Genomic DNA, 19,656 nt, shown 5'->3' with positions numbered 1-19,656 from the left:
CGTTCTGCAGTGCTTTTATCGCAAGACGAATTTTACGCAAGAATATGTCTCGATGCGCCTGGCATTCGTGTTCCATGCCAACTGATCTGTTGTTAGTGCAAGGCTGCCCTTGCATTGCTGCATGGATCGATCTTACATGGCGCTTCTACAGCGGCAGACCGGACATCGACCACCTATATGAGGGGCAAAGAAACGTCGACCGGTCTTTGAAAGGAAATAATCCATGTCCTCCCGTCATACCGAGGTCCTGATCATCGGCTCCGGCCCGGCTGGCTATACCGCCGCCATCTATGCAGCGCGCGCCATGCTGAAACCGGTTCTGATCGCCGGCATGGAACAGGGCGGCCAGTTGATGATCACCACGGATGTCGAAAACTATCCCGGTTTCGGCGATCCGATCCAGGGCCCCTGGCTGATGGAGCAGATGCTGAAGCAGGCGACCCATGTGGGCGCCGAGATCGTCAACGACCTCGTCACCGAAGTCGAGCTGAACCATCGCCCGTTCACGGTGCGCACCGATTCCGGCCAGGTCTGGACCGCCGAGACGATCATCATCTCGACCGGCGCCAAGGCAAAATGGCTCGGCATTGAAACCGAACAGCAGTTCCAGGGTTTTGGCGTCTCCGCCTGCGCCACCTGCGACGGCTTCTTTTATCGCAACAAGGACGTGATCGTGGTCGGCGGCGGCAATTCCGCCGTCGAGGAAGCGCTCTACCTGTCGAATATCGCCAAGTCGGTGACCGTGGTGCATCGCCGCGACAGTTTCCGTTCGGAAAAGATTCTGACCGAACGCCTGTCCCAGCGCGTCAATGTCAATGTGCTGTGGAACACCGAAATTGCCGAAATCACCGGCAAGCCGGCCAAGGCGCCGATGCCGCCCTCCGTCGAGGGCGTCAAGCTGCGCAATACCCAGACGGGTGCCGTCACGGACTTCCCGATCCACGGCGTCTTCGTGGCAATCGGTCATGCGCCGGCAACCGAACTCTTCAAGGGCAAGCTGAAGATGAAGCCGAACGGCTATCTCTGGACGGCTCCCGATTCGACCGCCACCGATGTGCCCGGCGTATTTGCCGCCGGCGACGTGACGGACGACACTTTCCGCCAGGCGATCACCGCCGCCGGCATGGGCTGCATGGCAGCGCTCGAGGCCGAACGCTACCTCTCCGGCATCCAGCCGGTCGCCATAGCCGCGGAGTGACGTTGAACGATGGGTGTGCCGCTCGACTGGGATAAACTGCGCATTTTCCACGCGGCGGCGGAGGCGGGATCCTTCACCCATGCGGCCGACAAGCTGCATCTTTCCCAGTCGGCGATCAGCCGTCAGGTCAGCGCACTGGAACAGGATGTCGGCGTAAAGCTCTTCCACCGCCATGCGCGCGGCCTGATTCTCACCGAACAGGGCGAACTGCTCTACCGCACCGCCCACGATGTGCTGCTGAAGCTCGAAACCGTGAAGATGCAGCTTACCGAGACGACGGAAAAGCCGTCCGGCAAGCTGCGCGTGACGACGACCGTCGGTCTCGGCCAGGGCTGGCTCACCGACAAGGTGCAGGAATTCCTGCAGCTCTATCCGGAAATGTCGATCCAGCTGATCCTCGACAACGAGGAAGTCGACGTCAACATGCGCCATGCGGACTGCGCCATTAGGCTTCGCCAGCCGGTGCAGTCCGACCTGATCCAGCGAAAGCTCTTCACCGTGCACATGCACGTCTATGCAGCGCCCTCCTACATCAACCGTTATGGCGAGCCGCAATCCGTCGAGGATCTCGACCACCATCGCATCATCACCTTCGGGGAACCGGCGCCGAACTACCTGCTCGACGTCAACTGGCTGGAATATGCCGGCCGGTCGTCGGACAATACCCGCGCCCCGCACCTGCAGATCAACAGCCAGACGTCGATCAAGCGCGCCTGCCTGTTGGGGATAGGAATCGCCTGCCTGCCGGATTATATCGTCGGCCGCGACCCGGGCCTTATCCAGCTGGCGATCAATGCCGACATCCCGTCCTTCGATACCTATTTCTGCTATCCGGATGAAATGAAGAACGCCGCGAAGCTGAAAGTCTTCCGCGACTTCGTGGTCGGCAAGGCTCGCAACTGGAATTTCTGAGGCTCGCGCGTGGGCTGCGTTCGGCGAAAAAAATCCCTAAAATCCAGAGAGTTTCACGCTTCTGCGGCCGCCTGATATGTAACCATTGAGCGCGTGAAATAAAAGCATTGCAGCTTGCGCATGGCTGGCCTGCACAAAAGACTATTGTTCACTGCACAAAAAACCACCATATCGCACATAGCTGATGCATATGGCGGCTTTTCCTCCCAGTTCCGCCGCAGCAGCTGTTCCCCTCTGGAGGTTTTTTTTGACCTTCACACTTATAGGGCCCTGGAGCGATCCAGTGGCCCTCTTTTTTTGCCCAAAATCCTGAATTGGCTCATCCCGCTGGTTACTCATAACCATCCTTGCCAAAAACTTCTGTTCAATATCCCATCCGCACCCTTGTCGAGCGAAACTCGGCTCCCCATATTGAGTTGAGCCGGCGCGCTATGACGACCTCCTGGTTGTTTGTGCTGGCTGTTCCCCTCTGGAGGTTTTGACCTTCACAATTATTGGGCCTCGGAGCGATCCGGCGGCCCATTTTTTTTTACAATCCTTCGCTTCTCCGCAAATTGCTTCCTTTAAATCGGCTCAAGACGATCTATATATCGGGGAACTCCGATGTTGGATCCTGACGATGGACAAGACGGAAATTCTGAAAGCGCTGGCGCATCCGACCCGGGTCGAATTCCTGGAATGGATGAAGGAGCCGGAACGTCATTTTTGCGATCAGGCGCATCCGCTCGAAATGGGCATCTGCGCCAGCCAGTTCGAAAAACGCTGCGGCCTCTCCCAATCTACGGTCTCGGCGCATCTTTCGACGCTCGAGAAAGCTCGCCTGGTCAAAATCGACCGGGTCGGCCAATGGGCATTCTACCACCGCGACGAAAAAACCATCGCGGCCTTCCTCGACGATCTCAGATCGACCCTCTGATCCCTCCGCCCCTCCTCCCAACCGCATAAGGAATTTCCGATGACAAGCATTTTTGATCCGACCAGGTTCGGCGATATCGAACTCGCCAATCGCGTCGTCATGGCTCCCCTGACGCGCAACCGTTCGCCGAAAGCGATCCCCAACAACCTCAACGTCACCTATTACGAACAACGCGCCAGCGCGGGTCTGATCGTCACCGAAGGCACTCCGGTCAGCCAGCAGGGCCAGGGTTATGCGGACGTGCCGGGCCTTTATCTGCCGCAGGCGATCGAAGGCTGGAAGAAGGTGACCGATGCCGTCCACCGCAGAGGCGGCAAGATCGTCACCCAGATCTGGCATGTCGGTCGTGTCTCGCACACCTCCCTGCAGCCGAACGGCGGCGCTCCCGTTGCGCCCTCGGCCATTCCCGCCGGCGGCAAGACCTACATCATTAATCCGGATGGCAACGGTACCTTTGTCGATACCTCCGCTCCCCGCGCGCTGGAACATGCGGAAATCGCCGGCATCGTCGCTGATTTCGCCAAGGGCGCCCGCGCCGCGATCGACGCCGGCTTCGACGGCATCGAAATCCACGGCGCCAACGGCTACCTGATCGACCAGTTCCTGAGGTCGGGCGCCAACCAGCGCACGGACGAATACGGCGGCTCGATCGAGAACCGCGCCCGCTTCCTGCTCGAAGTCGTCGACGCGGTCACCAAGGAAATCGGCGCCGGTCGCGTCGGCATCCGCCTGTCGCCGGTGACACCGGCCAATGGCGTCAGCGACCCCGATCCGCAAGCCGTCTTCAACTATGTCGTCAAGCAGCTCGGTCCTCGCGGCCTCTCCTTCATTCACGTGATCGAAGGGGCGACCGGCGGCGACCGCGCCTTCTTCCAGGGCGACAAGCCCTTCGATTACCAGGAACTCAAGGATGTCTACCGCAAGGCAGGCGGCAAGGGCGGCTGGCTCGTCAACAACGGATATGACCGCGAAAGCGCCTCCAAGGCCGTCGAAAGCGGTTATGCGGACGCTGTCGCCTTCGGCAAGCTCTTCCTCGCCAACCCGGACCTCGTGCAGCGCTTCAAGGACAATGCGCCGCTCAACGAGGCCGACAAGTCCACCTTCTACGGTGGCGGCGCCAAGGGCTATACCGACTATCCGGTACTCGAAGCCGTTGCGTGATTGAAACAGAGACGGGGCCGCCTAAAAGCGGCCCTTTCCTTTTGAGAATACCGCTCAGGCTAAAAGCACCACCGGCCTTGCAGCCTTGGTCGGCTTGGGCTCGATACAGCCGAGATCGACAAGCGTCGTCCGAACTGCCTCATCGATGGCCGTCGAGGGCTCTTCACCGAGCAAGGCCCGCAGTTTGTCATTGCTCATCCGCACCGGCACCTTCCAGAGGTAACGCATCTCGCCGAGTTCGCGGAAGATCGGGACGAAGGGCGAGCCGAGCTTCAACAACCACCACGGGAACGCCCTCACCTTAATCGGATGCCCGACGACCCGGCCGATCGCCGCGATCATCTCGCGCCCATCCCGGTCCCAGAAGCCGCGCATCTGGAAACGCGCGAAACGCGGTAGTTCACCCTCCCGGTCGATCAGCCGCAGCATGGTTTCGGCGACATCCGGCAAATAGGCCCATTGATGCCCGATGCCCTGGGCATTCGGCCGGCTGACCGAGGTCACCGGCTTGCCGGGTTTCACCAGGCCTTGGGCGAACCAGCTGTTTGCTGCACCGGGGCCGAAATAATCACCAGCCCGCACGATCAGCACCGGCACACCCTCGCTCGACGCAACCTCCAGCCGGCGTTCCAGCTCGACCCGGATCGCGCCCTTGCGCGTTACCGGGTTCTGCGGGCTCTCCTCGGTGATCTCAGGAAAGGCATCCTGCCCGTAATTATAGACCGTGCCGGGCAGCAGGATGCGGGCGCCGACGGCGCGGGCCGCTGCGATCGTGTTGTCTAGCATCGGCAGGACCAGCTTTTCCCAATCCTTGTAGCCGGGCGGATTGACCGCGTGGACGATCAGCTTGGCATCCTGGGCGGCGCGGCGGACATCGGCGGCATTCATCGCGTCGCCCTGGAGCCAGTGAAAGCGAGGTTCGCGCTTCGCCGCTCCCCCGGCCTTGCGGTTAAGGGCGCGGACGGTCCAGCCACGCGCGGCAAGGCCGCGCGCCATATGGCCGCCGATCCCGCCGGTGGCACCGAGAACCAGTGCGATAGGCTTTACGGGGTTTGAGTTCGATAGTTCCGACATGGCGGCAATCCTTCCAGCTGCATGCGTTTCGTTGGCTGGACTATCGCGCCATTCGCCCCTATACGGAATTGGCAGAATTTCTTTGGCATCCATACAAAAATGAATGACATCAGCTGGGACTTTTACCGCACCTTCCTCGCCGTCCTGCGGCTCGGCTCGCTGTCTGCCGCCGCGCGCGAACTCGGTCTGACCCAGCCGACCGTCGGCCGCCATATCGATGCATTGGAAGAGGCCGTGGGCTTCCAGCTCTTCACTCGCTCGCAGCAGGGCCTGCTGCCGACCGAACCGGCGCTGGCGATGAAACCCTATGCGGAAAACCTCGCCATCACGGCCGCTGCCATGCAGCGGCTGGCCTCGGGCGAGATCGGAACCGTCAGGGGAACGGTGAGGATCAGCGCCAGCGAAGTGATCGGCGTTGAGGTTCTCCCGCCAATCCTGGCGGCTCTCCAGGACGAATATCCCGGGCTGGAGCTGGAGCTGTCATTGTCGGACGAGCTGGAAGACCTTTTAAGGCGCGAGTCGGATATTGCCGTGCGTATGACCAGCCCGGCCCAGGACGCGCTCGTCACCCGCCATATCGGCGAAATCCCTCTCGGGCTTTTTGCTCATCGCCGTTATCTGGACCGACATGGCGTTCCGCAAAGCCCTGAAGACCTGGCCACCCACCGGCTGGTCGGCTTCGATCGCCCCACCGCCTTCGTTCGCGCCGCTGCGGACCGTATCCGCATGACCTCCCCGGCCTTTCCCGATATAGAAAATATCCGCTGGAGCTACCGGGCGGACAACAATCTCGCGCAACTGGCGGCGATCCGCGGCGGTGTCGGCATCGGCATCTGTCAGGTCGGCATCGCCCGGCGTGACCCGGATCTGATCCGGGTGTTGCCCGGCGTCTTCGAACTGCCGCTCGATACCTGGGTCGCCATGCACGAAAACCTGAAATCGTCGCCCCGCTGGCGCGTCACCTTCGACGCGCTGACCAAAGGCTTGCTAGACTATGTCCGCGGCTGACGTTTTCAGTGGGTGGTCGGCGCCTCGTCGCCATCCATGACCTCGGCCTCGGGCCGGTCGCCACCCTCGCTGTATTCGGTGTGCCAGATGCCCTTTTCGTCCTGCCAGCTGATTTCTTCCGGCTCTCCGCCGACCTGCTGTTCGGCCGCTACGATGCGGGCCGCCTGCAAAGCGTCTGAATGGCTAGGAAAGGTTTCCGAATAGACGTCGCCTTGCCGATAGGCCCAGCCGCCATCATGCGGCACGACTTTATAGGTAACCTTGGTCATACTCCCTCCTGTCTTTCATGGCTGCCTTGATCCATTCGGATCCTTGTCCTGTCGCGGCATCGGCGTGAAAAATTGAAAAGGTGCCACGAAGTTCCAAGCCACATCGCAAATCACGTCATAAATTATGGCATCAAAGACCGCCGACCGCAAATCTTCGAGGCGAAAGCGGAACCGTGCTTGATGCCGCAGGTTGCCGCATTAGATTGTCATCGGCCAAGGTCAGGAGCGGAATGTGGGTTTGTTGTCCCTGCTGAAGCAGGAAAGGTTTCTCATCGTCGCGCTGGCGGCTGGTTTCGTCGCTTATTCCATTGAGCATTCCGTGCTCGAGGCCGGCAAAACGGCGTCGCTGATCGCCGCGGCCGTCCTGATCGGCATCATCATCCTCGCCTCCACCCGTGTCGCCCACCATGCCGAAATACTCGCCCACAAGGTCGGCGATCCCTATGGCACGATGATCCTGACGCTGTCGGCGGTAGCGGTCGAGGTGCTGATCCTCGCCATCATGATGGGAAACACCAGTTCCCCTACCCTGGTGCGCGACACGATCTATGCGGCCGTCATGCTCGACATCAACGGCATCCTCGGCCTCGCCGCCCTGCTCGGCGGCCTGCGCCATGGCGAGCAGCCCTATAACGACGATTCCAGCCGCACCTACAGCGTGATGATCCTGACCGCCATGGGCATTTCCATGATCGTCCCGGAATTCATCCCCGGCGACCGCTGGCACTATTATTCCGCCTTCACGATCTGCGCGATGATCGCGCTCTATGCGGTATTCCTGAAGATGCAGGTCGGGCCGCACAGCTATTTCTTCAGCTACACCTATCCGCGCGCTGCGAAGCCGCCAACCGGCACACAGGCGCCGCAGGCGGAAGCCGAGCATGAATCCGCGGCGATCTCCATCGGCGTCATTCTTGTCGGCGTCCTGATCATCGGCTTCCTTGCCGAATTCATGTCTACGCTCATGAATGCCGGGTTGGAGGGCAGCGGGGCACCGCTGACATTGATGGCTGTCGTGGTTGCGGCGATTTCCGCAGCGCCCGAAATCCTGACCGCCCTGCGCGCGGCACTGCGCAACCGCATGCAGTCCGTCGTCAACATCGCCATGGGCGCGTCGCTGTCGACCGTCATCCTCACCGTGCCTGTCATGGAGGGCATCGCGCTCTACAGTGGCCAGCCGTTCGTCATGGCGATGACGCCGGTCCAGACCGTCATGGTCACCGTCACCCTGATCGCCGCCGCGATCAACCTCAACGACGGGCAGACGAACGCCATCGAGGGCATGACCCACTTCGTTCTCTTTGCGACATTCGTGATGCTGACGGCACTGGGCCTCTAAGCGAAAAAGATTCCGCGTCAAAGGCTTGCGCGCGGGAACGGAATCGGGTCGTGAAGAGGTTGAATCAATGTCTGAAATATGGTCGTGTCCGCCGCGGCGAAGGCCGGCTTCACAGCCGGTTGTCCAGCAATGGGCGCGATCACCATGTTGCGCATGAAGGAGATTTCAAATGTCTACACCTCCCTACAGAGCCGACCACGTCGGTTCGCTGCTGCGTCCCGCGTCCGTCAAGGACGCCCGCAAGAAGTTCTATGAAGACAAGAGCATTTCCGCGGACGAGTTGAAGGCCGTCGAAGACGAAGGCATCCGGGAACTCGTCAAGCTGCAGGAAAGCGTCGGCCTGAAGGTCGTGACCGACGGCGAAGCCCGTCGCCACTTCTGGCACTACGACTTCCTCGGCCTGCTCGACGGCATGGAATTCGTCACCCGCGAAGCCCACAAAGGCGTCACCTTCCACGGCGTCAAACTGCCGCCGACCTTCCCGACCATCAACGGCAAGCTCGACTTCCCGGACGATCACCCGCATCTGGAACACTTCAAGTTCCTCGCCGCCAACACCAAGGTGACGCCGAAAATCTCCATCCCCGGCCCGAGCGTCGCCCATTACCGCACCGCTCGTGCTGACGTCACCTATCCGGAATACCAGGATCAGGAAGCGCTGTTCGCAGCTCTCGCCCGCACCTATGCCAAGGCCGTGCAGAAGTTCTACGACGCCGGCTGCCGTTATCTGCAGATGGACGACATCTACTTCGCCTATCTCGGCGACGAGAAGCAGCGCGCCATGAAGCGTGAGGAAGGCTACGATCCGGACTGGCTGATCGAGAAATACGCATTGACCATGCATGAAGCGATCAAGGATCGCCCGAAGGACATGCTGATCGGCATGCATATGTGCCGTGGCAACTTCCGCTCCACCTGGGCTGCCGAAGGCGGCTATGATGCGGCGGCCGACGCGATCTTCAACAAGACCGGCGTCGACATGTTCTTCATGGAATACGACACCGAGCGCGCCGGCGGCCTGCAGCCGCTGAGCCTGCTCCAGAAGGGCTCCAAGCAGCGCGTCTATCCGGGCTTCATCACCACCAAGACCGGCGAACTGGAAACGCTCGACTCGCTGCGCCGCCACTTCGACGAAGCCTCCAAGTTCGTCGACATCGACCAGCTCGGCATTGCGCCGCAATGCGGTTTCGCCTCGACCGAAGAAGGCAATTCGATCACCGAGGACGACCAGAAGCGCAAGCTGGAACTCGTCGTTCAGACCGCCGAAGCCATCTGGGGCACGGCCTGATCCACTCCTCCGGCCGCAGGTATCGATTTAACTGCGGCCGGCTCTTGAGAATTCGCGTCACCGCCCGACGTTCTCCTGACAAATAAACTCAGGGAGACTTTTAAAATGGGTATATTCGACAAGATCAAGAACGCGATTTGGGGCGGTCATGCCGAAGCGGCGCAGTCCGCCACGCCCGCCGAACCTCTGAAACCCGCCGCTCCGGTTTCCGCATCCGCTGCACCGATGGCCAATCCGACGCCGATCCCATCGGCAGCGCCCGCAGCCCCCTCCTCGTCGGCTCCGGTCGACATCACGCCCATACTCGACGCCGCCGTCAAGAAGAGTGGTCAGAAGCTCGATTGGCGCAAGTCGATCGTCGACCTGATGAAGGCCCTCGATCTGGACTCCAGCCTCAGCGCCCGCAAGGAACTGGCCGCCGAGCTGCACTATACCGGCGATACCAACGACTCCGCGACAATGAACGTCTGGCTCCACAAGGCGCTGATGAAAAAACTCGCCGAAAACGGTGGCAAGGTCCCGGCTGAACTCGCCGACTGATCCTCGACCTCCCCCGAACGCATCGAGCCCGCTTTCACCGGCGGGCTTTTGTTCGCGGCACGTCAATAAAATAATCTTGAACGAACTGTGTTCGGCGCTTGCCGATGAACGCCCTAGATGAAGGCCATTGCCCGATACCCCTTCGCCGCGTGCGGGGTGTCATTGCAGGCCTCGGCGGTAATCCGCCCATTGAAAGGGAGTCCATGATGAAACGCCTCAGTCTTCTCCTGACCGGTTCGGCCCTCTCGCTTGCCTTGGTCGCCGGCCCCGTTTTTGCCCAAAACGCCGGCCAGCCCGCGGAAACCAAAGCGCCAAACGCTCGCGACCAGAAACCCGCCTTCGCCAACCAGACGCGTGCTCCGCAGCCGGCCCGGATGCCGAAGATCACCCAGGAAGTGGTCGCCGACGGCCTGCCGCATCTCTGGGCGATGGAATTCCTGCCCGACGGCCGCATGCTGGTAACCGCCAAACAGGGTGCCATGCACATCATCTCGGAAGAGGGCGAAGCGGGACCGAAGATCGAAGGTGTGCCGAAAGTGCTTTCCGGCGGCCAGGGAGGCCTGCTCGACGTGGCGCTTGCCCCGGACTTTGCGACCTCGGGCATGATCTTCTTCTCCTTCTCCGAGCAGCGCGACGACGGCAACGGCACGTCGGTCGCCTCGGCCAAGCTCGTTCCTGACGATCGCGGCGGCGGCAGGCTGGAAAATCTCAGAGTCATCTTCCGCCAGATGCCGAGCTACGACGGCAACAAGCATTTCGGCTCACGCCTCGCCTTCGGCCCCAACAACGAACTCTACGTGACGGTCGGCGAACGTTCCGATCCGCAACCGCGCGTGCAGGCCCAGGATATTGCGAGCGGCCTCGGCAAGATCTTTCGCATCGACATGAACGGCAAGGCGCTGCCCGACAATCCGTTCGTCGACCGCCAGGGCGCCCGGCCGGAAATCTGGTCGCTCGGCCACCGCAACCTGCAGTCCGCCACCCTCGACGGGCAGGGCCGTCTCTGGACAGTAGAACACGGTCCACGCGGCGGCGACGAACTGAACCGCCCGGAAGCCGGCAAGAATTACGGCTGGCCGGAAGTCACCTACGGTATCGACTATAGCGGCAGGCCGATCGGCAAGGGCATCACCGCCATGAAGGAGACGGAACAGCCGGTCTATTTCTGGGACCCGGTGATCGCTCCGTCCGGCATGGCCTATTATGACGGCGACGCCATCCCGGAATGGAAGAACTCCTTCCTGATCGGCGGCCTCGTCGCCCAGGGCATCGTCGTCGTCCACATGGACGGCGACAAGGTGGCCTATGAGGAACGCGTACCGCTCGGCGCCCGCATCCGCGACGTCAAGGTCGGCCCCGACGGCGCCGTTTATGCGGTGACCGAACAGCGCGGCGGCGGGGAATCGACGATCGTGAAGCTGACCAAGAGCTGATGAGCATTCGGCAGGCGGCGCCCTCGGATGCCGCCTCACCTAGAATTTGAATGCCAGACGATGCCCGACAAGCGCCCGGTCGATCGTCACGAGCTGCAGCCCTTCGACCTGGCATTGCGCCAACAGAAGCCGGTCGAAGGGATCGCGCGTATCAGGTTCCGGCTCGGCGGCGGTGATAACATGCGGGATGTCGATGGGGAGGATGGTGAGGCCCGTATCATTCACGGCTCCCGGCATGGCATCCAACTCCATTCCGGGATCCAGCTTTCCCAATCGGGATTTAATTGCGATTTCCCAAAGGCTGGCGACGCTGACGAATCCAGAAAAGCCTTGCGAAATAACCAGACTACCCGCTTCAGGAAAACGTTTATGGATGTCGTTCCGCAGAACGGCAATGACCATATGTGTGTCGAGCAGACATCGCATCACTAAGGCAGCGGCCTCAGCAGGAAATCTTCCGGCAGCGGATCGTCGAAGTCGTCGGCGATATACGGGAAGGGATTGGTAATACCCCTGGCGCGCAGATAGGCTTGCGCCGCCTCAAGATTGATGCCGCCCTTCTTTTCCGGTTCCACTGCCTCGATATGCGGCACGATATCGAACACCGGCTTGCCGTCCCGTGTCACCGTCACGGTCTCGCCCTGCTCCACATCCTGGGCAAGTTCGTCGAGGCGGTCCTGAGCTTCGCGAAGAGAAACGGTTTTCATAACCGAAATGTATGTCCGGTCGCCCCCGTGGTCAACGGACGCCTGAAAGCGACGAAGCCCGCCGTCGCCGGCGGGCTTCGTGCAGAAATCGCCAGAGCTTACTTGCAGTTTGCGCAGAAGCGCTGGATCCGCTTGCAGGCTTCTTCGAGCTGTTCTTCCGAAGCCGCATAGGAAATGCGGAAATTGGGGCCGAGGCCGAAGGCCGAACCGTGGACGACGGCCACGCCTTCGGTTTCCAGAAGCTCGGTGACGAAATCCTCGTCGGTCTCCATGACCTTGCCCGACGGCGAAGTCTTGCCGATCAGACCGGCGCAGGATGGGTAGACGTAGAAGGCGCCTTCCGGAGACGGGCAGACGATGCCCTTCGCCTGGTTCAGCATCGATACCACCAGGTCGCGGCGCGCTTCGAAGATCTTCTTGTTGGCCGGGATGAAATCCTGCGGACCGTTGAGCGCCTCGACGGAAGCCCACTGAGCGATCGTGCAGGCACCTGACGTCTGCTGGCCTTGGATCATATCCATCGCCTTGATCAGTTCGAGCGGGCCGGCCGCATAACCGATACGCCAGCCGGTCATCGCATAGGCCTTGGAAACGCCGTTCATCGTCAGCGTGCGGTTGTAGAGCTTCGGCTCCACTTCCGCCGGCGAGACGAACTTGAAGTCGCCGTAGGTCAGGTGCTCGTACATGTCGTCGGTCAGCACCCAGACATGCTCGTGCTTGAGGAGCACGTCGGTCAACGCCTTGAGTTCGTCATGGCTATAGGCCGCGCCCGACGGGTTGGACGGCGAATTGAACAGGAACCACTTGGTCTTCGGCGTGATCGCCTTTTCAAGATCGGCGGCTGTCACCTTGAAGTTGTTTTCCTGGCTCGCCTTGATGATCACCGAGGTACCACCGCAGATGGCAACCATCTCCGGATAGGAAACCCAGTAGGGTGCGGTGATGATGACTTCATCGCCAGGGTTCAAGGTCGCCATGAAGGCGTTGAAAAGAATCTGCTTTCCGCCAGTGCCGACGATCGTCTGGGCCGGCGTGTAGTCGAGATTGTTTTCGCGCTTGAACTTCTTGGCGATCGCCTCGCGAAGCTGCGGAATGCCGGAGACCGGCGGATATTTGGTCTCGCCGCGATTGATCGCGTCGATGGCGGCTTTCTTGATGTTTTCCGGCGTATCGAAATCCGGCTCGCCTGCGCCGAGCCCGATTACGTCGCGGCCCTTTGCTTTGAGGTCACGGGCTTTCTGGGAAACGGCGATGGTGGCAGAGGGCTTTACGCGGGAAAGTGCGTCGGCAAGAAAGGCCATAATCTTCGTCCTGAAGAGCTGTTGGAACAAGGCGGCATCGCGCGCCGAAAACCGCCCGTACGCTCTATGTCTAAACTATGACGCCGTTTCAAGCACAAAGCTTGAATGAGAACCATGAAAGAAGCTGATTAAAACCTTCGAAACCTTGTTTACAGCCGCGTAACCCTTGGCTGCTACAACCAGAAGGGATGGATAACGGAAATCGACGGGCACGGGCATGACGCCGAGAAGCATCTTCGCCAATCTGGTTCGCAGCGACAACGGGTCGTTTTCCACCGTCTACGGCCCTTTCCTGCTGCAATCCGCGCTGCAGCCGATCCTTCGCTCCGGTCCGGAAACCGGCCTTGAAATCGAAGCTTTCGAGGGTCTGCTGCGCGCCTCCCGCGACAACGAACCGGTGTCGCCGGCCGAGTTCTTTCCGCTCGTGTCCCCCGTCGACATGGCCGATGTCGACAGCATCCTGCGCACCATTCACATCTTGAACACCGGCCGGCTGAACCGGTCCCGCGCCGGGATCTTCGTCAAGTTCCATCCCGGCCTCTTCCGCACGTCCCAGGAAATGCGCCAGGAAGTCGATCGCATCAAGGTCGCCAGCCACGAGGCTGGCCTGGCGCCCGATCGGATCGTCTGCGAGATCTCCGAAAGATCCGGTGCGTCGGATGACATTGTCGTCGCCTTCACCGAGCACATGCAGGCGGTCGGCTTTCGCATCGCCATCGACGACTACGGCGCCCGCGATTCCGATCTCGACCGTCTGAAGCGCATCAAGCCGGACTACGTGAAATTCGAGGCCGCCTGGGTGCGCGACTTCCTCGACAATTCCGCCGGTTACGCGCTGCTGCGCGTCATCGTTCGGCAGATGCTCGACGATGGTATCGACCCCATCTTCGAAGGGCTCGAAGAGCTCTGGCAGGTGGATCTGTGCGAGGAACTCGGCGTGCCGCTGATGCAGGGGTATGCCCTTGCCCGGCCCGAACTGGCACCGACGACATTCAACGAGAACTTTCCAGAAAGTTTTGCCGACTTCGCGCCGCCCCAGGCAAGCGGCAACGACATCACACTCGGCATCGGCCGGGCCGCAGTCGTTGCCCCTCCTCCGGTTCTCCCAAAGCCGGTATTCGCAAGACCTGCCCGTGCCTTCGGCCGCCGGCAATCAAACGGCGAATGATGCGGCAAACGGCAATTTTCACGCCCTGGACGGCTACCGCCGTGGCGGCGATCATCGATACCTAAGCAGCCTTCGCGCCGCCTGAAACCTTTGAATGGCGAAATTTTTTCTTTTCGCGCCCTTAGCGCCAAAATGGCACAGAACAGGGTTAAGGAAGCATTGCCGGCGATGGATTTGCGTTCCCGGGGCGCAAAGAAACGCGCAAAGCCCGCATTTTCAGGGGTTCTGGCGATCTGCAATTTCTCATTGTGGCAACAGTTCAAAAAACTTTTTCTTGCCAATTTTCGATAAACACAGCACTCTGTGCAAGTTCGGGCAATTTACGAGCATGGGAAGACCTATAATGACGCGCTCCGAAGGCGCTAAGACTTCGGGCGGTAGACCGGGGGCGGAGATTTCAAAGCAATTCCTTCCGGTCATCGCGGTAAAGACAGGGACCCTTTCTTAAAGCTGCCTGCCGCCGCCCTTCGGGGCTACACTGTGATGCTGTCCGCCGCTGAACACGGACAGAGAGAAAAGGACCTGCTGCATGGCCGAGACTGGCACTGTAAAATTCTTCAATACCGACAAAGGCTTCGGCTTTATCAAGCCTGACAATGGTGGCGCCGATATCTTTGTTCATATCTCTGCCGTACAGGCTTCCGGCCTGTCCGGATTGTCGGAAAACCAGAAAGTAAGCTTCGACACGGAACCGGATCGTCGCGGCAAAGGCCCCAAGGCCGTCAATCTGCAGATCGCCGGCTAAGCCTTCCGAGGCTTGCCATTTCGAGTTGAAGCCCGGCAGAAGATGCCGGGTTTTTTTTAAACCGACGTGTGTTGCGGCTTCGGTCCACCGAGGCCGCGCAGGAATGGATTGGTGCGCCGTTCGTCGCCAATCCTGCTGCCCGGCCCGTGGCCGCAGATGAATCCGACCTCGTCGCCGAGCGGCAGAACCTTGTCGCGGATCGAGGCGAGTAGCGTATCGTGGTCTCCGCCCGGCAGATCCGTGCGCCCGATCGAGCCGTTGAACAACACGTCGCCGAGATGTGCAAAACCCTGGGCCCGGTTGTAGTAGATCACGTGCCCGGGCGCATGTCCGGGGCAATGGAAGATCTCGAACACATGCTCGCCGAATGAAACCTTGTCTCCTTCGTTCAGCCAGCGGTCCGGCACGACGTTGCGCACCGCCATCTTCACCCCGAATTTTTCCGCCTGCGTCTCAAGGCGCTGCAGCAACGGCAGGTCCGCCTCGTGGGGACCGATCACCTGGATGCCGAGCGCCTCGCGCAATTCGTCCGCGCCGCCCGCATGGTCGATATGCCCGTGCGTCAACCAGATCTCCTTGAGGGTGACGCCGTTTTCCTCGATGACCTGAAGGATGGTCGGTACATCGCCGCCCGGATCGACGACCACGCCCTCTTTAGTCTCGTCGTCGAAGAGGATCGTGCAGTTCTGCTGGAATGGCGTAACCGGAGTGATTCCGGCCTGTAACTTGCCCATGGTGCCTCGGCCTAAACGATGATGCTTGCCGGGGTATACCGATAAACGCAGGGCATTTCAGCCGAAAAGATCAATTCGAGGCAAGGGTCGTGTAATGGGCGTCAGGGGAAACCGGTGGCGCGAGCGATACGGTGGCGATCAGGAAAGCCGCAACCAAGATCTTCAGCACGAAAACAGTCATCAGCAAGCTCTTGAGCGGATGTGAGGGGCTCAATGTTTCCATGCGGATCGGGGGCAGCGCGGCAAAGGTCTGGGCGGTCATCGTCTGGGTCGTCATGAGGTCTCTCCGGTGTTTATGGCGGGATCAATGGACTGGCGGCATAAAGGTTCCGTGCCTCTTTATAGCTGTGGCCCCCCGCCACAGCTTGCAGAATCCACCCGCATTCGGCGGAACCACCGGACACGCGGGGTGTTACCCTGCCAGTCAACATGAGGAGAAAATCCATGACGACTTGGTTGAAATGCCCGGAATTGAAGTGGCGGGACCTGACATGGCTGGGCCTCGGCGCCGTCCTTTCGGCGCTCGCCCTGCCCGCCCAGGCGCAGATGACCACCACGACCGCCTCGGACATCATCGTCCGCTCCGGTCCCGGCCAGAACTATCCCGAAATCGGGATGGCCACCCGCGGCAGCCCGGCCATGATGGACGGTTGCCTCAAGGGTAGCAAATGGTGCCGCATCGACGTCAACGGCATGCGCGGCTGGGTCTACGCGGAATACCTGACAATCCGCCACAACGGCTCGGCGGTCGCGGTTGAGGAATATCGCACCCAGTACGAAGTGCCGTCCGTCACCTATGAGACGACTGCAGGCGTCGCTCATGAGACGACCGCAAGCGTCGCTCCGCCGGCCCCCGTCCCCGGTCCGGGCGATATCCTGCTCGGCCCAGTCGGCGCCGTCGAGCCTGTCGACCCGCCGGAAACCGTGATCAGCTATATAGAAGAGCACCCGGCCGAGCCGGTCTATGTCCGCAACGAAGTGGCGATCGGCGCGACGTTGCCGCCCGGTGTCGTGGTCCGGCAAGTGCCCGATTACGATTATGATTATGTCGTGGTCAACGACCGCCCGGTTCTTGTCGATCCCGGCACCCGCCGCATCGTCCACATCTACGAGTGAGCTTTATCGCAAGGGGCGCTGTCTGGCAGCGCCCTTGTCCCATGGCCCGCGGCCACTCGCCTTCCCCAACAAATGCTGTTGATTGTTCAGCCTGTTCGCGCTTTATGACATGCGTCAGGTTACACTGTGAAATCAGCAAATAAGAGCTTCGGCTCCACGGGCATCTGAGCGTGGGCACAAGAGCCATAAAGGGAAAGGAAACGCGAGTGTCGCGCGCATCGACGGGAAAAGCCGTCAAGAAGGTCCTGCCGACAATGCCGGCAGTCGACGAAGCCCAGATCGACTTCGAGACCATCGAACTGCTTTTCTTCGCCTACCGTGATTTCGTGTCCGATCCGGATGCGATCCTCGCCAAGATCGGCATGGGCCGCGCCCACCACCGCGTCGTCTATTTCGTATCCCGCCAACCGGGCATGATGGTCACCGACCTTCTCGATACGCTACAGATCACCAAGCAGAGCCTCGCGCGCGTGCTCAAGCAATTGATCGAATCGGGTTATATTCGCCAGATGGCCGGCGCCAAGGATCGCCGCCAACGCAGGCTCTACCCGACCCTTGCAGGCCGTGAACTGGCGCTCGCCCTTTCCGAGCCGCAATCGCGCCGTATCGCTCGCGCCATGGAGGAACTGACCCCGGACACGCGGGCCTCGGTCAAGGAATTCCTGCGCCGCATGCGCGGCCGCGACGAAAGCCTCGAGCCTGTCGACAGCGATATGGATTAAGTGGGACCTTTGAGATGACGAAACTGCAGCCTTCCGACGATGCGCCTCATCTTCTCGTGGTCGACGACGACACGCGTATCCGCGATCTCCTGAACCGCTACCTGATGGAACAGGGATTTCGCATCACCGTCGCCGGCGATGCAGCCGAGGCCCGCCGCAAGCTCGAAGGCCTGCATTTCGATCTGATCATCCTCGACGTGATGATGCCCGGCGAATCCGGCATTTCCCTCACCCAATCGCTCTACCAGAAGAAGACGGTGCCGGTGATCCTGCTGACCGCCCGCGCCGAATCGGAATCCCGCATCGCCGGTCTCGAAGCGGGCGCCGACGATTATCTGTCGAAACCCTTCGATCCGCGCGAACTGGTCCTGCGCATCAACAATATCCTGCGCCGCAGCACTTCGCCTGATACGCCGAAGATCGAGCAGATCATGTTCGGCCCCTTCACCTTCTCGATCCCGCGCAAGGAATTGCGCAGGGCCGCCGAAACCATCCGGCTGACCGATCGCGAACAGGAGATCATGCTTCTTTTCGCGCTGCGCGCCGGCGATACCATTCCCCGCCACGAGCTGATCGGCGATGACGCGGAGGTCGGCGAGCGCACGATCGACGTGCAGATCAATCGTTTGCGGCGTAAGATCGAGGAGGATCCGGCCAATCCCGTCTATCTCCAGACGGTGCGCGGCATCGGATACAGGCTGAGTATCGATTAGCCGAAGAGACCCGGCACAGGCTGAAGGCAGGATGGCATTTTTCGACTCTCTGAAGCGCGACATGGACCGGCTCACTTTGCCGGGCTGGCGGCCGATGACCCGCTGGCTGCGCCGCCGCCTGCCGACCGGGCTCTACACCCGCTCGCTTTTGATCGTCATCCTGCCGATGCTGCTTCTGCAGGGCGTCGTCGCCTCCGTCTTCATGGAACGGCACTGGCGCATGGTCACCGACCGCCTGTCGGAAAGCACCGTCCGCGATATCGCCGGCATTATCGAGGTGATCCAGGCCTATCCCCAGGATAGCAACTATGATGCCATCAGCCGCATCGCCAGCGACGCGCTGAACCTCACCATCGCGGTCGAGGAAAACGGCCAGCTGCCGCCGCCCCGCTCCCGCCCCTTCTTCGCCATCCTCGACGACATCCTCGCCGAGCAGATCACCCGCCAGATACAGATGCCCTTCTGGATCGATACGGTGGGCGACAGCCGACTCGTCGAGATCCGCATCAAGTTCGACACCAGGGTGTTGCGCGTTTTCGTCCGCCGCGGCTCCACCTATGCCTCGAACACCCACATCTTCCTCGTCTGGATGATCGGCGCCGCCTTCGTTCTGGTCATCATCTCTATCCTTTTCCTGCGCGGCCAGATCCGGCCGATCCTGACGCTTGCGAGCGCTGCCGAGAGCTTCGGCAAGGGGCAGAGGACCGACGGCTTCTCCCCGCGCGGCGCTGAAGAAATCCGCCGCGCCGGGCTTGCCTTCATCCAGATGCGCGAACGCATCGAGCGGCAGATGGAACAGCGCACCGCCATGCTCGCCGGCATCAGCCACGACTTGAGGACCATCCTCACCCGCTTCAAGCTGCAGCTGGCGCTCGCCGGCAACAAGCCGGAACTGGCCGGCATGGGCCAGGACGTCGACGATATGCAGTCGATGCTGGAAGGTTATCTCGCCTTCGCCAAGGGCGAAGCTGAAGAGGACTTCGGCGAGTTGCGCCTGAGCGAGCTGCTGGAAAAGCTGTGCCTGGAATTTACCCTGCACGGCAAGACCATGACCTACGAGATCGACGGCGAGGACGAGATCGCCGTGCGCCCCAACGCCTTCACCCGGCTGGTCGCCAACCTCGTGTCCAACAGCGAGCGTTACGCCAAATCGCTGCATGTGGACGCGCGGCACAGCGCCAAATGGCTGACGCTGACGCTCGACGACGACGGCCCCGGCATTCCGGCAGGGTCGCGCGAGGATGTCTTCAAGCCGTTCTACCGCCTCGACGAGGCCCGCAACCTCAACGCGTCCGGCACCGGCCTCGGCCTG

General features: G+C 61.0%; 22 protein-coding genes. 15 read left to right on the top strand and 7 right to left on the bottom strand.

All coding sequences use genetic code 11. The features are described 5' to 3' along the window. Nucleotides 1–223: 223 nt before the first annotated feature. From trxB to MOV63_RS20705, 4 genes are all read left to right on the top strand, one after another. On the top strand, nucleotides 224–1,198 hold the full coding sequence (trxB, locus tag MOV63_RS20720) for a thioredoxin-disulfide reductase (RefSeq protein ID WP_038544158.1): 975 nt from the start codon (nucleotides 224–226) through the stop codon (nucleotides 1,196–1,198). Nucleotides 1,199–1,213: 15 nt separating this feature from the next. After that, the gene (locus tag MOV63_RS20715; RefSeq protein ID WP_366518582.1) at nucleotides 1,214–2,110 is read left to right on the top strand and encodes a LysR family transcriptional regulator VtlR; all 897 of its coding nucleotides are present in this window, start codon (nucleotides 1,214–1,216) and stop codon (nucleotides 2,108–2,110) included. A 619-nt stretch (nucleotides 2,111–2,729) separates the two neighbouring features. Then, nucleotides 2,730–3,026: a helix-turn-helix transcriptional regulator gene (locus tag MOV63_RS20710; protein ID WP_038588257.1), complete on the top strand. Its 297-nt coding sequence runs from the start codon at nucleotides 2,730–2,732 to the stop codon at nucleotides 3,024–3,026. A gap of 39 nt (nucleotides 3,027–3,065) precedes the next feature. After that, on the top strand, nucleotides 3,066–4,187 hold the full coding sequence (locus MOV63_RS20705; protein ID WP_247036407.1) for an alkene reductase: 1,122 nt from the start codon (nucleotides 3,066–3,068) through the stop codon (nucleotides 4,185–4,187). Between the two features lie 54 nt (nucleotides 4,188–4,241). Here the strand turns inward: MOV63_RS20705 and MOV63_RS20700 are convergent, their stop codons facing one another. Continuing rightward, complete coding sequence (locus MOV63_RS20700; protein WP_247036405.1) at nucleotides 4,242–5,261, bottom strand: NAD-dependent epimerase/dehydratase family protein; 1,020 nt, start codon at nucleotides 5,259–5,261, stop codon at nucleotides 4,242–4,244. A 99-nt stretch (nucleotides 5,262–5,360) separates the two neighbouring features. Between MOV63_RS20700 and MOV63_RS20695 the strand changes: the two genes are divergently transcribed. Beyond that, nucleotides 5,361–6,269, top strand: coding sequence for a LysR family transcriptional regulator (locus MOV63_RS20695; RefSeq protein ID WP_247036403.1), 909 nt, complete (start codon nucleotides 5,361–5,363; stop codon nucleotides 6,267–6,269). 5 nt (nucleotides 6,270–6,274) lie between these two features. Here the strand turns inward: MOV63_RS20695 and MOV63_RS20690 are convergent, their stop codons facing one another. Next, nucleotides 6,275–6,538, bottom strand: a complete 264-nt coding sequence (locus MOV63_RS20690; protein ID WP_038544166.1) for a DUF2188 domain-containing protein — start codon at nucleotides 6,536–6,538, stop codon at nucleotides 6,275–6,277. Between the two features lie 232 nt (nucleotides 6,539–6,770). On the opposite strand from MOV63_RS20690, the gene MOV63_RS20685 reads away from it, so the two are divergent. The 4 genes from MOV63_RS20685 to MOV63_RS20670 all read left to right on the top strand — a co-directional run bounded on the left by MOV63_RS20685 (nucleotide 6,771) and on the right by MOV63_RS20670 (nucleotide 11,138). Further along, on the top strand, nucleotides 6,771–7,877 hold the full coding sequence (locus tag MOV63_RS20685; protein ID WP_247036401.1) for a calcium:proton antiporter: 1,107 nt from the start codon (nucleotides 6,771–6,773) through the stop codon (nucleotides 7,875–7,877). Nucleotides 7,878–8,046: 169 nt separating this feature from the next. After that, on the top strand, nucleotides 8,047–9,165 hold the full coding sequence (locus MOV63_RS20680) for a 5-methyltetrahydropteroyltriglutamate--homocysteine S-methyltransferase (protein WP_247036399.1): 1,119 nt from the start codon (nucleotides 8,047–8,049) through the stop codon (nucleotides 9,163–9,165). Between the two features lie 105 nt (nucleotides 9,166–9,270). Continuing rightward, the gene (locus tag MOV63_RS20675; RefSeq protein ID WP_247036397.1) at nucleotides 9,271–9,705 is read left to right on the top strand and encodes a DUF3597 domain-containing protein; all 435 of its coding nucleotides are present in this window, start codon (nucleotides 9,271–9,273) and stop codon (nucleotides 9,703–9,705) included. A 206-nt stretch (nucleotides 9,706–9,911) separates the two neighbouring features. Then, on the top strand, nucleotides 9,912–11,138 hold the full coding sequence (locus MOV63_RS20670; protein WP_247036396.1) for a PQQ-dependent sugar dehydrogenase: 1,227 nt from the start codon (nucleotides 9,912–9,914) through the stop codon (nucleotides 11,136–11,138). A gap of 39 nt (nucleotides 11,139–11,177) precedes the next feature. On the opposite strand, the gene MOV63_RS20665 is transcribed toward MOV63_RS20670, so the two are convergent. From MOV63_RS20665 to MOV63_RS20655, 3 genes are all read right to left on the bottom strand, one after another. After that, nucleotides 11,178–11,564, bottom strand: a complete 387-nt coding sequence (locus tag MOV63_RS20665; protein ID WP_247036394.1) for a type II toxin-antitoxin system VapC family toxin — start codon at nucleotides 11,562–11,564, stop codon at nucleotides 11,178–11,180. A gap of 2 nt (nucleotides 11,565–11,566) precedes the next feature. Beyond that, a complete protein-coding gene (locus MOV63_RS20660; RefSeq protein ID WP_038544178.1) occupies nucleotides 11,567–11,845 on the bottom strand; it encodes a type II toxin-antitoxin system Phd/YefM family antitoxin in 279 nt (92 codons plus the stop codon). A 98-nt stretch (nucleotides 11,846–11,943) separates the two neighbouring features. Then, nucleotides 11,944–13,146: a pyridoxal phosphate-dependent aminotransferase gene (locus tag MOV63_RS20655; protein ID WP_038588280.1), complete on the bottom strand. Its 1,203-nt coding sequence runs from the start codon at nucleotides 13,144–13,146 to the stop codon at nucleotides 11,944–11,946. A 217-nt stretch (nucleotides 13,147–13,363) separates the two neighbouring features. Between MOV63_RS20655 and MOV63_RS20650 the strand changes: the two genes are divergently transcribed. Together MOV63_RS20650 and MOV63_RS20645 are read left to right on the top strand one after the other, a co-directional pair. Further along, nucleotides 13,364–14,314, top strand: coding sequence for an EAL domain-containing protein (locus MOV63_RS20650; RefSeq protein ID WP_247036387.1), 951 nt, complete (start codon nucleotides 13,364–13,366; stop codon nucleotides 14,312–14,314). A 529-nt stretch (nucleotides 14,315–14,843) separates the two neighbouring features. Next, nucleotides 14,844–15,059 (top strand): cold-shock protein, encoded by a 216-nt coding sequence (locus MOV63_RS20645; RefSeq protein ID WP_003494703.1) that lies wholly within the window; start codon nucleotides 14,844–14,846, stop codon nucleotides 15,057–15,059. A gap of 56 nt (nucleotides 15,060–15,115) precedes the next feature. On the opposite strand, the gene MOV63_RS20640 is transcribed toward MOV63_RS20645, so the two are convergent. Beyond that, nucleotides 15,116–15,793: an MBL fold metallo-hydrolase gene (locus tag MOV63_RS20640; protein WP_247036386.1), complete on the bottom strand. Its 678-nt coding sequence runs from the start codon at nucleotides 15,791–15,793 to the stop codon at nucleotides 15,116–15,118. Nucleotides 15,794–15,863: 70 nt separating this feature from the next. Then, nucleotides 15,864–16,070: a hypothetical protein gene (locus MOV63_RS20635; RefSeq protein ID WP_247036384.1), complete on the bottom strand. Its 207-nt coding sequence runs from the start codon at nucleotides 16,068–16,070 to the stop codon at nucleotides 15,864–15,866. 167 nt (nucleotides 16,071–16,237) lie between these two features. Between MOV63_RS20635 and MOV63_RS20630 the strand changes: the two genes are divergently transcribed. The 4 genes from MOV63_RS20630 to MOV63_RS20615 form a co-directional block, all read left to right on the top strand. Continuing rightward, complete coding sequence (locus MOV63_RS20630; RefSeq protein WP_247036382.1) at nucleotides 16,238–16,909, top strand: DUF1236 domain-containing protein; 672 nt, start codon at nucleotides 16,238–16,240, stop codon at nucleotides 16,907–16,909. Between the two features lie 254 nt (nucleotides 16,910–17,163). Continuing rightward, on the top strand, nucleotides 17,164–17,631 hold the full coding sequence (locus tag MOV63_RS20625) for a MarR family winged helix-turn-helix transcriptional regulator (RefSeq protein ID WP_157885245.1): 468 nt from the start codon (nucleotides 17,164–17,166) through the stop codon (nucleotides 17,629–17,631). A gap of 14 nt (nucleotides 17,632–17,645) precedes the next feature. Next, a complete protein-coding gene (locus MOV63_RS20620; protein ID WP_247036380.1) occupies nucleotides 17,646–18,344 on the top strand; it encodes a response regulator in 699 nt (232 codons plus the stop codon). Between the two features lie 31 nt (nucleotides 18,345–18,375). Next, a partial coding sequence (locus MOV63_RS20615) for an ATP-binding protein (RefSeq protein WP_247036379.1) occupies nucleotides 18,376–19,656 on the top strand: 1,281 nt, incomplete at its 3' end.

The organism is Neorhizobium sp. SHOUNA12A (genome assembly GCF_023006505.1).
GTDB lineage: Bacteria > Pseudomonadota > Alphaproteobacteria > Rhizobiales > Rhizobiaceae > Neorhizobium.
Note: the sequence above shows the minus strand (reverse complement) of the source record. Positions and strands in the feature narration are given on the sequence as shown.

Bases quoted from the DNA above. Each gene is read 5' to 3' on its own strand.
- MOV63_RS20660 (WP_038544178.1), bottom strand. From the start codon at position 11,845: ATGAAAACCGTTTCTCTTCGCGAAGCTCAGGACCGCCTCGACGAACTT.
- MOV63_RS20695 (WP_247036403.1), top strand. From the start codon at position 5,361: ATGAATGACATCAGCTGGGACTTTTACCGCACCTTCCTCGCCGTCCTG.
- MOV63_RS20625 (WP_157885245.1), top strand. From the start codon at position 17,164: ATGCCGGCAGTCGACGAAGCCCAGATCGACTTCGAGACCATCGAACTG.
- MOV63_RS20680 (WP_247036399.1), top strand. From the start codon at position 8,047: ATGTCTACACCTCCCTACAGAGCCGACCACGTCGGTTCGCTGCTGCGT.
- MOV63_RS20620 (WP_247036380.1), top strand. From the start codon at position 17,646: ATGACGAAACTGCAGCCTTCCGACGATGCGCCTCATCTTCTCGTGGTC.
- MOV63_RS20705 (WP_247036407.1), top strand. From the start codon at position 3,066: ATGACAAGCATTTTTGATCCGACCAGGTTCGGCGATATCGAACTCGCC.
- MOV63_RS20670 (WP_247036396.1), top strand. From the start codon at position 9,912: ATGAAACGCCTCAGTCTTCTCCTGACCGGTTCGGCCCTCTCGCTTGCC.
- MOV63_RS20640 (WP_247036386.1), bottom strand. From the start codon at position 15,793: ATGGGCAAGTTACAGGCCGGAATCACTCCGGTTACGCCATTCCAGCAG.
- MOV63_RS20690 (WP_038544166.1), bottom strand. From the start codon at position 6,538: ATGACCAAGGTTACCTATAAAGTCGTGCCGCATGATGGCGGCTGGGCC.
- trxB (WP_038544158.1), top strand. From the start codon at position 224: ATGTCCTCCCGTCATACCGAGGTCCTGATCATCGGCTCCGGCCCGGCT.
- MOV63_RS20675 (WP_247036397.1), top strand. From the start codon at position 9,271: ATGGGTATATTCGACAAGATCAAGAACGCGATTTGGGGCGGTCATGCC.
- MOV63_RS20655 (WP_038588280.1), bottom strand. From the start codon at position 13,146: ATGGCCTTTCTTGCCGACGCACTTTCCCGCGTAAAGCCCTCTGCCACC.
- MOV63_RS20630 (WP_247036382.1), top strand. From the start codon at position 16,238: ATGACGACTTGGTTGAAATGCCCGGAATTGAAGTGGCGGGACCTGACA.
- MOV63_RS20635 (WP_247036384.1), bottom strand. From the start codon at position 16,070: ATGACGACCCAGACGATGACCGCCCAGACCTTTGCCGCGCTGCCCCCG.
- MOV63_RS20650 (WP_247036387.1), top strand. From the start codon at position 13,364: ATGACGCCGAGAAGCATCTTCGCCAATCTGGTTCGCAGCGACAACGGG.
- MOV63_RS20710 (WP_038588257.1), top strand. From the start codon at position 2,730: ATGGACAAGACGGAAATTCTGAAAGCGCTGGCGCATCCGACCCGGGTC.
- MOV63_RS20700 (WP_247036405.1), bottom strand. From the start codon at position 5,261: ATGTCGGAACTATCGAACTCAAACCCCGTAAAGCCTATCGCACTGGTT.
- MOV63_RS20665 (WP_247036394.1), bottom strand. From the start codon at position 11,564: ATGCGATGTCTGCTCGACACACATATGGTCATTGCCGTTCTGCGGAAC.
- MOV63_RS20645 (WP_003494703.1), top strand. From the start codon at position 14,844: ATGGCCGAGACTGGCACTGTAAAATTCTTCAATACCGACAAAGGCTTC.